Below are 12,521 nucleotides of genomic sequence, written 5' to 3'. Positions count from 1 at the left end.
GTCGAGATCGCCAGACCCGCCGCGTCGTCCTTGGCCGAGTTGATGCGCTTGCCGGTCGACAGGCGCTCCATCGCCGTGCCCAGCATCTTGTTGGCGGAATTGGAAGCGTTCGAAGCGCGGATCGCGCTGATGTTGGTGTTGATGACAGACATTGTGCGTGTTCCCGTGAAGTGTCCCGTTGGTCCCGGCGGGTGGGTTCCCAGCGCCGCCAGCCACTAGACCGGCAGCAGCGGGGGAACTTTAAGTCCGGCCATCAACAATCGTTTGCGGGTCCGAATCGCGCCTGGCGTTGCCCCGCATTCGCAAGGCCCGATTCGTGTGGCGGGCCAGCCGCTTCCCGAATCTTAACGCGGCGGCAAGCCATGCGCGGCTGTTCCGAACCACCAATGACAAACGGGCGATCTCGGCCCGGACGCGCCTCACGCCCGCATTGCGGGGGCCTTACGCGCGCGCGGGCGCAACGCGCGCTCCGAAATGTCCGGTGGCAGGACTACGCAAACCTACGCCCCCTTAAATTACCGCTCTTTTTGCCGTGCCCCCTGCATAAGCATCTTCGGAACACGGTTAATTCCGGAAGGAATGCGACATGGTCGGACTGCTCTACACCCAGGAAACGCTCCGCCTGCACGGCCCGCTGATGCAGCGCGCGGGTGCTATCGCCGCCTCTCTTTTCGATGTCTCTGCAATCGATTTTCGCGATGGCGAGGACCACAGCCCGATCAAGCCGCGCAACCGCCGCGTCACCCTGTCGCGCGCTGCGACCCCGGCGATCGTGCGCGAAGGCGCCGGGCACACGGCGGTCACGTACACCGATCCCGTCAGCGAAAGTTCGCTGGCGATGATCCTGGCGGCCATGGCCGGGCCGGAAGACCCGATCGCCGCCGATCCGGAAAGCCTGTCGGTCTTCGCGCTGGCCGAACGGCTGGCCGTCAGCGACATCCCCGTTCTCATCAACGGACCGACCGGCACCGGCAAGGAAGTGCTCAGCCGCTTCATCCACATGCGTTCCAACCGCCGCGCCGGGCCGTTCATCGCGGTGAACTGCGCCGCCATGCCCGAAACGATGCTGGAAGCGATGCTGTTCGGCCACCAGAAGGGCGCCTTCACCGGCGCCACTTCAGCCAGCGAGGGCTTCATGCGTGCTGCGGACGGCGGCACCCTGCTGCTGGACGAGATCGCCGAACTGCCGCTGCCGCTGCAGGCCAAGTTGCTGCGCGCGCTGCAGGAACAGGAAGTGGTGCCGATCGGCTCGACCCGGGCGATCAAGGTGGACGTGCGGATCATCGCCTGCGCCAACCGCGACCTTCCCGCCGAAGTCGCCGAAGGCCGCTTCCGCGCGGACCTTTACTATCGCCTCAACGTCTTCCCCCTGACACTGCGCCCGCTGCGCGAACGCGCGGACGACATCGCTCCGCTCGCCTTCGCGCTGGCGCTGCGCCATTCGCCGGGGACGACGCCGTGCTTCACCGAAAGCGCGCTGGCGATGCTCAAGCTGCATTCGTGGCCGGGCAATGTGCGCGAACTGGAGAACGTGGTGCGCCGCGCCCTGCTGCTGTCGCAGGGCAGCGCCACCATCGCGCCCGAGCACATCGTGTTCGACAGCCCGGCGCGCCTTGTCAGCCATCTGGCCATCGGCGGGCTTGCCGTGGCCCATGGCGGCGCGGGCATGGTGCCGGACATCGATGCCGACGACCACGGGGCAACGCGCAAGCTGTCCAGCATCGTCCAGCATTCCGAGGCGCGCCACATCGTGGAAGTGCTGGACGCATGCGGCGGCAACCGCCTGCGCGCCGCCCGCGAACTGGGCATTTCGGAACGCACCCTGCGCTATCGGCTGGCCTCCATGCGTGAGGCCGGGATCGAGATCAGCCATCGCGCCGCCGGGGGTGGCCGATGAACGGTCTTCCCTCCATCGGTGCGGGCGGCGGGATTCAGCAGATCCTGGCGCTGCGCCAGCAGATCATCTCTCGCAACGACCTTCTGCGCGAAATCCACACCACGCAGGCCGCCAACCAGCCCTCTGCCACGGAGGGCGCGGGCGGTGGCTTCGCCAACAGCCTGCATAGCGCCCTGAACGGCGTCAGCGCCGTGCAGCAGCGCTCCGAAGACCTCTCCGTCGCCTACGAAAAGGGCGAGGTCACCGACGTCGCCAAGGTCATGCTGGCCAGGCAGGAAGCGGGCGTCGCCTTCGAAGCCACGCTGCAGGTCCGCAACAAGCTGCTGTCCGCCTATCAGGACATCATGCGGATGGGAGTCTGAGTAGATGGCCGACCTCGTCCCCGCAGGCGGTCCCGCATCGCCGTTCGCCGCTGGTGGCAGCGTGCTGACGCGGCTTTCCGCGATCACGCAGCAGCCCGCCGTCAGGAAGATGCTGCCGGTCTTCATCGGCCTGTCCGCGATCGGCGGCGCAGCGCTGACCTGGAGCCTGATGGCCCCCACCCCGCAGCGCGTCCTCTACGCCCAGCTTGACGATTCGGAGCGCGCGGGCGTGGCGGAAGCGCTCGACGGGGCGCAGATCGCCTATCGCATCGACAACCAGACCGGCGCCCTCACCGTGTCCGAGGCGGATTACTACAAGGCCCGCATGCTGGTGGCGCAGGACGGTGCATTGTCCAGCCCCGAAAGCGGCGACCAGATGCTGGACAAGCTGCCGATGGGCGCCAGCCGCACGCTGGAAGGGCAGCGGCTGCGTTCCGCGCGCGAACACGACCTGCAACTGACCATCGGCCAGATCGACGGCGTGGAGGCTGTGCGCGTGCATCTGGCAGAGGCCGAACGCTCGGTCTTCGTGCGGGACAACGTGGCGCCCACCGCGTCGGTGATGGTGCGCCTGCGTTCGGGCCGCAGCCTCAGTCAGAGCCAGGTCGCGGCGATCGTCAACCTCGTCGCCGCATCGGTGCCGGGCCTGTCGCCCGATGCCGTGCGCGTGGTGGACCAGCATGGGCAACTGCTGTCCGAAGGCAGCCGCAACGGCGACAACGCGCGGCTCGACATGCAATCGCGCCTTGAATCCAAGCTGCGCGAACAGGTTTCACAGCTGCTCACCCCGATGCTGGGCGACGGCAAGTTCACCACCGAGGCGCAGGTGGAACTGAACATGGATCAGGTGACCGCCGCGCGCGAAAGCTACGACAAGGACGGGGTGGTGCGCAGCGAACAGCAGCAGCAGTCCTCCACCGCAGGCGCGGGGCAGGCGGGCGGTGTGCCCGGCGTCCTGTCCAACACCCCGCCCCCTGCCACGCAGGCCGTCCCCGGCGCGCCGCAGGGGACGCCGACCGCCACTGCGCCCGGCGCCACCCCGCAGAACGGCGAGAGTTCGTCCAGCCGCACCTACGAACTGGGCCGGCAGGTGTCGGTTTCCGAAACCGGTCCCGGCAACATCAAGCGCCTGACCGTGGCCGTCGCCATCAGTGCCGACGCCATGAAGGGAGCCAAGCCGCAGGAAATCCAGGATCTGCAGTCGCTCGTCAGCGCGGCGGTCGGGGCCGATCAGGCGCGGGGGGACACGGTGAAGATCGTCACCCGCAAGTTCACCCCGCCCCCGGTCGAGGCAACGCCGTTCTACGAGACTGATTGGTTCGCCATGATCGTGCGCAACGGCGCAGCGGTGCTGGCCGTGCTGCTGGTGCTGCTGCTGGGCGTGCGGCCGATGATCACCGCCCTGCGCGGCGGCAAACCGGCGAAGAAGGGCAGGAAGGGCGACGTCCAGCTGGACGACAGCCTGCCCTCCACCACCGCCGCCCTCACCGCGCGCCCGGAAATCTCGGACGTCGAAGGCGTCGCGGTTGAGATCAGCCGTGCCGAACTCCTCGCCCGCCAGCTGGAAATCGCCCAGCGCCTCGTTGCCGAAAAGCCCGATAGCGCCGTCCTTGTCCTGCGCCAGATGCTCAACCCGCCTGACGACCAGAAAGCCGCCTGATGACCGAAATTAGCCCGATGGCCCCCGTCGACAACGCGGCGGTCATGATGATGCTGCTGGACGAGGACCAGACCACGCATATCCTGTCTGCGCTCGAACCCCACGAACTGCGCCTGCTGGGCGAAAAGATGGTGCAACTGGGCGAGATCGGCCCGGACGTCATCGCCAGCGCCATCACCGGCTTTGTCGAGAAGACCGAGAAGATGGGCCTCGTCGTCCACGATCGCGTCGGCCAGGTCCGCACGATGATGAACCGGGCGCTGGGCGAGGTGAAGACCGAGAACATGATGCGCCGCATAGCTCCGGCGGCGGCGGCCACGGGAACGTCCTCGCTGGAACTGGCGCGCTGGCTGACGCCCGATGCGCTGATCCCGCTGGTGAAGGGCGAGCATCCGCAGGCGATCGCCGTGCTGCTGATCCAGCTGGACCCCGAAGTGGCGGCGGCGGTGATGCACGGTCTGCCGCCCGAGGTGCAGCCCGAGATCGTCCACCGCATCGCCACCCTCGGCCCCGTCGCGCCCCATGCGCTGGAGATGCTGGAGGAAGTGCTGTCCCGCCGCATTTCCGAGGCGCATGGCGAACGCCCGCTTCAAATGGGCGGCGCGCGCGAGGCCGCGCAGATCATCAATTCCATCGGCAAGGTCGCCGAAAAGCACGTCATGGGCGCGCTGACCAAGCGCGACAAGGTGCTGGCCCGCCAGATCGAGGAGGAGATGTTCAAGTTCGAGCACCTCTTCGTCCTCGACCCGCAGGCGATGGGGGCACTGCTGCGCGACGTGCCCAACGAAACGCTGATCGATGCACTCAAGGGCATTTCCGAGGACGAGCGGGAGGTCTTCTTCCGCGCCATGTCCAGCCGCGCCGCGGACGGCGTGCGCGACGAGATAGCCGCGCGCGGACGGGTCAAGCTGGCTGACGTGGTGACCGCGCAGAAGGCCGTCGTCGCCGTCGCCCGCAAGCTGGCGGCGGACGGCGCCATCGTCTTCGGCTCATCGGGGGATGACGACTATGTCTGACATGGGCTTCACTGTCCCGCGACCGCGCATCTCGCTGGCCGAGGCGCTGGGGCAGGCGCCCGCGTTCCGCCCCACCACGCGATTCAGCGCCCTGCCCGAGATACTCGTGCCGCATCACGACATCGCTGCGGACGCGCCCGACATCCTGACCGAGACATACGGGCGCGGCTATGCCGAGGGCCATGCCACCGCCACCGCCGAGGCCGCCGCACGCATGCTGGCCGACGACCGCGCGCGCGAGGAACTGGCGCTGTCCTTCGCCCGGCTCGACGCGACGATGGCCGAAGACCTGCGGCTGCGCCTGCGCGATACCGTAGCAGCCCTGTGCGAAGCGGCGCTCGGCCCGCTGGCGCTGGACGAGGTGGCACTCACCAACCGCATCGCCCGCGCCGTGTCCATGCTCACGCGCGCCGACGACGAGCGGGTGGTGCGGCTGCACCCCGCCGACATCGAACTGGTATCCGCACGCCTTCAAGCGGACTGGACCGTGCGCCCCGATCCCTTGCTGGAACGCGGCACCGTGCGCGTCGAAACCGCGACCGGCGGCGTCGAGGACGGCCCTGCCGCCTGGCGCCTGGCCATCGCCGAAGCGCTGCATCAGGCCTGACAGGACAGGGTCTGATGACATACGCCCGGATACTCGCCGACTTCGCCGCCGCCCCTGCCGAACTCGGCCCGCGCCGGTTCGGCATCGTCACCGCCTGCGACGGCGGGCTGCTGGAAGTCAGCGGGCTGTCGATCCCGGTCGGCGCGCTGTGCAAGGTCGCCAACGGGCGCGCGACGCTCGCCGCAGAGGTCATCGGCTTTCGCAACGGGCGCACGATGATGATGTTGCTGGGCGACACCACGCTTCTGCGCCCGGGCGCCCGCGTCGTGCCAGAGGGGCATCCCGGCATGCTGCCGGTGGGCGAGGCGTTCCTGGGCCGCGCGGTGGATGGAGAGGGACTGCCGATCGACGGCGGGTTGCCCATCCACACCCGGCTCGAATGGCCGTCCGGCGGCGTGCGCACCTCGGCGCTGGACCGCAGTCCGGTGCGCCGCCCGTTCGACACCGGCGTGCGCGCGCTGAACGCGATGACCACGTTCGGCATTGGCCAGCGGATCGGCGTGATGGCGGGGTCGGGCGTCGGCAAGTCGGTGCTGATCGACATGATCGCCCACGGCGCCAGCGCGGACATCATCGTCGTCGGCCTGATCGGCGAACGCGCGCGCGAGGTGTCGGACTTTGTCGAACGCCACATGCACGATGCCAAGCGGCACAAGACCGTCATCGTTGCCGTCCCCGCCGACCACGCCCCCAATCTGCGCCTGCGCGGGGCGATGCTGGCGACGTCGATGGCCGAGCATTTCCGCGCAGCGGGCCGCAACGTGCTGCTGATCCTGGACAGCCTGACCCGCGTGGCCCACGCCGGGCGCGAGATCGGCCTGCTGCTGGGCGAACCCGGCGCAGCGCGCGGCTACCCCCCGTCCGCCCTTGCCACGATCACCAAGCTGGTGGAGCGCGCGGGCAATTCGGCGGCCAGCGGCGGCTCGATCACCGGCCTCTACACCGTGCTGGCGGACGGCGACAACCAGGACGACCCGGTGGTGGACACCGCTCGGTCGATCCTGGACGGACACGTCGTGCTGTCGCGCGATCTGGCCCAGCGCGGGCAGTATCCGGCGATAGACATCGCAGCGTCCCTCAGTCGTGTGATGAATGACATCGTCCCGCGTGAGCATCAGCAGGCGGCCCGCACCTTCCGCGCGCTGACCGCCAGCTACGAGGCTAACCGCGACCTTGTGCTGATGGGGGCCTATCGACAGGGCGCAGACCCGCAGCTCGACCGCGCGATCGCCATGCACGGCGCGCTCACCGGCTTCCTGTGCCAGCCGCAGGGCGAAGTCGTGACGCTGGCACAAAGCGCCGCCCAGCTGACGAGCCTGATGTCATGACCGCCGAGCGCAAGAAGCTGGCGCGGCTCAACCGGCTGGAAAAACTGCGCGCGATCGCCAAGCAGACAGCGGCGACCGAGGCGGCGCAGGCGGAAAGCACGCTGGCGCAACTGCGCAACCTGTCCGACCGCACCCGAAACCTCGCCGCCGGATACGCCGCCCGCCGCGACGCGCCGGATGGCGCTTCGCTGCATCAGGTCGGGCGTTTCGTCGACGGAATGCGAACGCTTACCCGCACCACCGATGGCGACGCGCTGCGGGCCCAGGCGATCGCCGATGCCAAGCAACAGCTGCTGGTCGAAGCGGAACGCCGCCGCGCCGCCATCGAGGACCGCGCCACGGCGCAGGCCCGCGTCGTCGCCAGCAAGGCGCAAGAGCCCGCACTGGGCGGCAAAAGGGCGTCTGGCACGGAACTTGATTAACCTTTGCCGGGGCGGGCCTGCCTGACCCTGACACGCCCCATTGCCCAAGGACCGACGCTCCGCATGATCCAGAGTACCGCCCCCACGCTGACCGTCGCTCTCCCCCCGACGCCGGGCGCATCGGCGGCTGTCGCCCTGCCCGGCGACTTTGCCGCGCTGCTGGGCAGTGCGGGTGCACCTGTATCTGCGCCGGGGGAAGAAGGGCCGCCTGCGATGCCCTCACTGACCGCGACCGGCCTGACCGCCACCGGCCTGACCGCCGCAGCCGCAACGCCGCTGGCGGATGCCGTGAAGGGCGTGCAGAGCGGCCTTGAAGCGCTGGTGAAGCAGGCAGGCGTCGCAACCTCCGCGCCAAGGGCGGAACCTGATCCCGATGCTCCCATCCCGGCTTTTTCCGCGCCGTCACGCATCGCGCTGACCGTGCATCTGGCTGCCGGATCATCGGTCGCCGAGAACGGCGCTGCCGCGCCTTCCAAAGCGCCGCCCGCCACCGCGTCGACGGAAGGCACGCCCTTGCCTGCACCGTCGGCGCTTGTGCCTGCACATGCCCAGTCACTGCCGACCGTCGCTGCGGCACCGCTGCCGGACGGCAAGAACGGCAAGAGCAGCGGCAAGATGTTGCCGCAGGGCACCGCACCCGAAGCGGCTGTCGCTCCGACGATCGATGCCCCTGCCGATAGCATCGCGGCGCCGGGCGCAAAGGACGCGATCGCATCGACGATGCCCCTCGTTGCCGCGCCGGATATGCTGGCGCCGGTGGCGCCCGACGTGCAGGCAATCCTCACCCCTCCGGTGACAGCAGACCGGACCACGCGACCAGCCACCCTTCGCACGCCGGCTCAGCCGACGGAGAACCAGAGCGCGTCGCCCTCGCCGATCGTGCCCGAGCAGGTTCGCGCGATCCGGTTCGAGCCGATCGAGATCGTCCGCATTGCGGATGACCGCGCCCCGCCCGCCATCGACACGGCGAAATTCACCGCCGCCATGACTGACGCGGCGGCGCAGCCTTCGCTTCGTACGCCGGTAACGGTCGCGGCGACGCCGGGGGTGCTGCCTGAGCGGCCAGTGGCGCTGTCGATAGCGCAGGCCGCGGCGGGCATTCCCGGTGATGCCCCCTCATCCGCGACACCGCCCCCGGCTCAGGCAGTGCAAAGCCCCGATTCCCGAACCATGCCGCAGCAGAGCGCCACTGCACAACCTGCGCCCCGGATGGCCACGGCGCCGACCATCGAGCCGCCGCCGGCCCGCGCGACGGTGATGCCGGACGTACCGCCTGCGCCCGAAACGCCCGCCATCGCTCCTGAACCGCACCGCAGCGCACCGGTTTCGATAGACGCCACGGCTGAGCGGCCAAGCGCTTCGGAACCTGCTGCCACTCGTCCCATCCCCGAGGATCCGCAGCCGCCCGCCTCGTTGTTGGTTTCGCCCGCCCTTGCCGCAGCCGGGTCTGTTACCCCGGAAGCCGCCATCGCCGGCCACGCCCCATCGACAGTGAGCGAATCGCCGCAGGATTTCGACACGCTCGTCTCGCGCCTTGCCGAAGCGCGTGAAGCCGCCGCGCCGCATGTGGTACGCACCGCTTTCGACCATGCCGAATTCGGGCGCGTGGCGATGCAGCTGGGGCAGGACGAAGGCGGCCTTTCGGTCACGCTGTCCAGCCGCGATGCCGATTTCGTACCGGCGGTACAGGCCGCTGCCGTCGCAGTCGCCAGCGGCGCTGCGGGCGCCGGTACGCAGGACCAGCCGCGTCAGGACAATCCTTCATCGCAGCAGCAGAGCCAGAGCGCACAGGCCCAGAACGCGCAGACCCAGAACGGTCAGCAGGCACGCGCCGACGGCTCCGCCAGCCAACAGCAGCAGCGCCGGGAAGGGACGAACGGCGGCGCCGGCAACAACACCGGCCAGCGCCAGCAGGACCAGCAACAACCCGGCACGCCCGCCCGCCCCCGCGACGATCGTCGCCCGGGCGGCGTCTACGCCTGATCGCCGCCGCAACAGGGAATTGGTGAATGAGTGACAAGACTCCCAAGGTCGATGACGACGCGCCGAAAAAGAAGAAGGGTAAGCTGGGGCTGATCCTGGTCGCCGTCGGCATGCTGGCGGTGGGCGGCGGCGGCGTGTTCGGGCTGATGGCGGCGGGCGTCATTGGCGGCAGCCATGCCGAGGAAAAGAAGCCCGAAGGCCCGCAGCTGGTAAGGAAGGGCGAAGTCGACCCCTTCGCTCCCCCCGCCAAGGAAGGCGAGGGTGAGGAAGGCGGCGGAGAAGAGGCCGAAAGCGAAGGCGGCGACGAATACCGCACCGCCTACTACACCTTCACCGACGATTTCACCTCCAACCTCAAGGGCAGCGACGCGATGGTGCAGGCCAGCATCGCCTGCTCCACCCGGCGCGACGGGCGGGTGCTGCAATGGCTGGGCAAGCACGAACTGGCGATCCGGTCCCGGTTGCTGGGCATCCTTGCCGACACGCCCGAGGAAGACGCCTCTACCCCCGAAGGCAAGGATCGCCTGCAAAAGCGCATGACGGCGGCGATCAACCAGGTGCTCGTCCAGAAGGAAGGGTTCGGCGGCGTCGACGCCGTCTACTTCCGCAACTTCATCGTCCAGTGAGGCCGCGCATGGCTGCCTCCACACCGCCCCGCAAGGCCCGCCACGCCGCCGAACTGCTCGGCGCGGGGCCGTCCATCGCCGAGATGGTGCGCCCGCTGACCCAGCTGGGAGAGACGCTGGCGCGCACCCTGCCCTCTGGGCTGGGCCGCGTGTCCGGCAGCGAACCGCCCGTGGTGCGCATCGGCATTCCCGCCGAGGGCACGCTGCAGGCCCTGATCGCCGAGGAAAAGGGTCTGACTGCGCATGCCCTGATGGGTCTTGGCCCCAAGCGCCTGCCGCTGCTCGCCAGCTTCGAGGCGGCGCCGGTGCTGCGGCTGCTGGACCGCACGTTCGGCGGGCGCGGGCTGCTGCCCGATCCGCTGCCCACGCGCTTTCCGCTTTCCGCCGAACTGCTGCTGGCGCGCATGGAGGATGCCATCGCCGCCGCGCTGTCCGCCGGGATGGGTGGGGACGAGGTGCACCGCGTCATGCCGCTGCGGCGCGACACCGTTCTGGCGCAGCTGGCCCCGTTCGGCCCCGGCGAACCATTGCTGCGGATCGTGCTGGAGATCGAGGAACCGGGCGCCGAACCATGGTCGCTTGCCCTTGCCTTTCCGCTGGGCACGCTGGCGAGCGCCCTTGTCGCGCCCCGCAGACGGCGGCGTGCGGCCCCGCGCACCAGCCGCCCTGGCCCCGACGGCGAACCCTTCGCCTCGCTGCCGATCGAGGTGACGGCGGTGCTGGTCGACATGACCCTGCCCTTTTCCCGGCTGTCCGCGCTGCGGCCCGGCGACGTGCTGCCGGTGACGGTGGCGCGCGCGGTGCCGCTGCGGGTGGACGGGCGCACCATCGCTGCCGGCACCGTCGGCGAAGTCGAGGATCGCGTGGCGATCCAGGTCCAGAATGCCTTTTGAAACTCTATTTGAAGATCGAGGAACACCCACAAACATGAGTATCCATTCCCGCGGCCTCGATTTTCTCCGTGACGTCGATGTGCGCCTTTCGGTCGAACTGGGCCGGTCGCAGATGAAGCTGAAGGACATTCTGGCGCTTGGCCCCGAAAGCCTGGTCATGCTGGACCGCATGACCGACGACCTGCTCGACGTGCTGGTCAACGGCAAGCCCATCGCCAAGGGCGAGGTCGTCTCGCACAACGGCCGGTTCGGCCTGCGCATCGTCGAGATGCTGGGCGTGGAGGAAACCGCCGCCCCTGACGATGCGCTGGGCCTGCCCGGCGAAAGCGGTGAATGAAGGGGCGGGCTCATGCTGTGGTACGTCCTCAAGCTGCTGATCCTGCTGCCGCTGATCGCCGCGATGGTGTGGGGCTGCCTGCGGCTGGCGAAGATGGTGCAGGCGCGCGCCGGGATCGGCACGGGATCGAAGACCATCCGCATTGTCGAGACCACGATGCTGTCGCCCACGCTCAAGCTGGCGGTGATCGAGTTCCACGGGCGCGAAATCCTCGTCTCCGCATCGCGCAGCGGGCTGACGCGGCTGGCGGAGGCGCCCGCAAGGCCGCGCCCGGTCGAGCGGGTGGAGGTGGAGGAGTGAGCTTCCTCTCCCGCTGCGGAGCTATCGGTGCCGTGGTGATGGGGCTGGTGATCTCTGCCAGCGCCCATGCTCAACAGGCCGCCGCTCAGGCCACCGGCCAGCCCCCCGCAGCCATCCCCGGCGCACTTGACCGCGCGTTTGGTTCGCTGGGCGGCACCGACGGGCCGGGCATGACGATGTCGCTGCAGCTGCTCCTCATCATGGGGCTGCTGACGATCCTGCCCAGCCTGATCCTGATGATGACCAGCTTCACCCGCATTCTGGTGGTGCTGTCGATCCTGCGGCAGGCCATCGGGTTGCAGCAGTCGCCGCCCAACCAAGTGCTGATCGGGCTGTCGATGTTCCTGTCGCTGTTCGTCATGGCGCCCACGCTGGACACGGTGAACCGCACCGCCATCGCCCCTTACGCGGCGGGCACGCTGAACGCCGAGGGTGCCATCAGGAACGGCGGGCAGGCGTTCCACGCCTTCATGATCCGCCAGACGCGCGAACGCGACCTGCTGATGTTCGCCGAAATGGCCAAGGCCCCGCGCTTTGCCAGCGCCGCCGACGTGCCGTTCTCCATCCTGCTGCCCGCCTTCGTGACCAGCGAACTGAAGACCGCGTTCCAGATCGGCTTCATGCTGTTCCTGCCGTTCCTGGTGATCGACCTCGTGGTGTCCTCCGTCCTGATGAGCCTGGGCATGGCGATGATGAGCCCGATGGTCGTCTCGTTGCCGTTCAAGCTGCTGCTGTTCGTGATGGTGGACGGCTGGTCGCTGCTGATGGGTTCGCTGGCGCAGAGTTTCGGGTGATGGATGACATAAGCGCCCTCCTCGCCCTTGCGGACCGGATGCTGTGGGTGACCGCGCTCGTCTCCGCGCCGGTCCTGCTGGCCTCGCTGGCGGTGGGGCTTGTCATCGGGATCGTGCAGGCCGCGACTTCGGTAAACGAGCAGACGCTGACCTTCGTGCCAAAGCTGGCCGTCATCGCACTGGTGCTGGTGCTGCTGGGCGGTTCGATGATGACGCTGATCGCCGACTACACGCAGGACATCTTTGCCCAGATCGCTGCCACAGGCCAGCAGACGCAGGCGTCGCATTGAACGGCC

General features: G+C 68.9%; 15 protein-coding genes. 14 read left to right on the top strand and 1 reads right to left on the bottom strand.

Annotation, left to right across the window (positions count from 1 at the left end; all coding sequences use genetic code 11):
* A partial coding sequence (locus tag GGR40_RS14785) for a flagellin N-terminal helical domain-containing protein (RefSeq protein ID WP_459077263.1) occupies positions 1-152 on the bottom strand: 152 nt, incomplete at its 3' end.
* Between the two features lie 434 nt (positions 153-586).
* Here GGR40_RS14785 and GGR40_RS14780 point away from each other — a divergent pair.
* The 14 genes from GGR40_RS14780 to fliQ all read left to right on the top strand — a co-directional run bounded on the left by GGR40_RS14780 (position 587) and on the right by fliQ (position 12,515).
* Positions 587-1,897, top strand: a complete 1,311-nt coding sequence (locus GGR40_RS14780; protein ID WP_429277015.1) for a sigma-54 interaction domain-containing protein — start codon at positions 587-589, stop codon at positions 1,895-1,897.
* Entirely contained in the window at positions 1,894-2,259 is a 366-nt protein-coding gene (gene fliE / locus GGR40_RS14775) for a flagellar hook-basal body complex protein FliE (RefSeq protein ID WP_429277014.1), read from the top strand. The genes GGR40_RS14780 and fliE overlap by 4 nt, the downstream gene beginning before the upstream one ends.
* Positions 2,260-2,263: 4 nt before the next feature.
* Positions 2,264-3,919: a flagellar basal-body MS-ring/collar protein FliF gene (gene fliF, locus GGR40_RS14770; protein WP_429277013.1), complete on the top strand. Its 1,656-nt coding sequence runs from the start codon at positions 2,264-2,266 to the stop codon at positions 3,917-3,919.
* Positions 3,919-4,935 carry a flagellar motor switch protein FliG gene (fliG, locus tag GGR40_RS14765; protein WP_429277012.1) on the top strand — a complete coding sequence of 339 codons (1,017 nt, stop codon included), beginning with the start codon at positions 3,919-3,921 and terminating at the stop codon, positions 4,933-4,935. Before fliF ends, fliG begins: the two co-directional genes overlap by 1 nt.
* Positions 4,919-5,542, top strand: coding sequence for a FliH/SctL family protein (locus GGR40_RS14760; protein WP_429277011.1), 624 nt, complete (start codon positions 4,919-4,921; stop codon positions 5,540-5,542). Before fliG ends, GGR40_RS14760 begins: the two co-directional genes overlap by 17 nt.
* Before the next feature lie 14 nt (positions 5,543-5,556).
* On the top strand, positions 5,557-6,870 hold the full coding sequence (locus GGR40_RS14755) for a FliI/YscN family ATPase (RefSeq protein ID WP_429277010.1): 1,314 nt from the start codon (positions 5,557-5,559) through the stop codon (positions 6,868-6,870).
* Positions 6,867-7,292 (top strand): hypothetical protein, encoded by a 426-nt coding sequence (locus tag GGR40_RS14750; RefSeq protein ID WP_429277009.1) that lies wholly within the window; start codon positions 6,867-6,869, stop codon positions 7,290-7,292. Before GGR40_RS14755 ends, GGR40_RS14750 begins: the two co-directional genes overlap by 4 nt.
* A gap of 63 nt (positions 7,293-7,355) precedes the next feature.
* Positions 7,356-9,275, top strand: a complete 1,920-nt coding sequence (locus tag GGR40_RS14745) for a hypothetical protein (RefSeq protein WP_429277008.1) — start codon at positions 7,356-7,358, stop codon at positions 9,273-9,275.
* A 26-nt stretch (positions 9,276-9,301) separates the two neighbouring features.
* Positions 9,302-9,901 carry a flagellar basal body-associated FliL family protein gene (locus tag GGR40_RS14740; protein ID WP_429277007.1) on the top strand — a complete coding sequence of 200 codons (600 nt, stop codon included), beginning with the start codon at positions 9,302-9,304 and terminating at the stop codon, positions 9,899-9,901.
* An 8-nt stretch (positions 9,902-9,909) separates the two neighbouring features.
* Positions 9,910-10,794, top strand: coding sequence for a FliM/FliN family flagellar motor switch protein (locus GGR40_RS14735; protein WP_429277006.1), 885 nt, complete (start codon positions 9,910-9,912; stop codon positions 10,792-10,794).
* A 34-nt stretch (positions 10,795-10,828) separates the two neighbouring features.
* A complete protein-coding gene (fliN, locus tag GGR40_RS14730; RefSeq protein ID WP_429277005.1) occupies positions 10,829-11,131 on the top strand; it encodes a flagellar motor switch protein FliN in 303 nt (100 codons plus the stop codon).
* 12 nt (positions 11,132-11,143) lie between these two features.
* Complete coding sequence (locus GGR40_RS14725; RefSeq protein ID WP_429277004.1) at positions 11,144-11,431, top strand: flagellar biosynthetic protein FliO; 288 nt, start codon at positions 11,144-11,146, stop codon at positions 11,429-11,431.
* 38 nt (positions 11,432-11,469) lie between these two features.
* Entirely contained in the window at positions 11,470-12,225 is a 756-nt protein-coding gene (gene fliP, locus GGR40_RS14720) for a flagellar type III secretion system pore protein FliP (RefSeq protein ID WP_429277023.1), read from the top strand.
* Positions 12,225-12,515: a flagellar biosynthesis protein FliQ gene (gene fliQ, locus GGR40_RS14715; protein WP_429277003.1), complete on the top strand. Its 291-nt coding sequence runs from the start codon at positions 12,225-12,227 to the stop codon at positions 12,513-12,515. Before fliP ends, fliQ begins: the two co-directional genes overlap by 1 nt.
* Positions 12,516-12,521 lie beyond the last annotated feature (6 nt).

It is taken from the genome of Novosphingobium gossypii (assembly GCF_050433305.1).
Lineage (GTDB): Bacteria > Pseudomonadota > Alphaproteobacteria > Sphingomonadales > Sphingomonadaceae > Novosphingobium > Novosphingobium gossypii.
The sequence above is the reverse complement of the archived record's forward strand: the minus strand, read 5'-3'. Positions and strand labels throughout refer to the sequence as shown.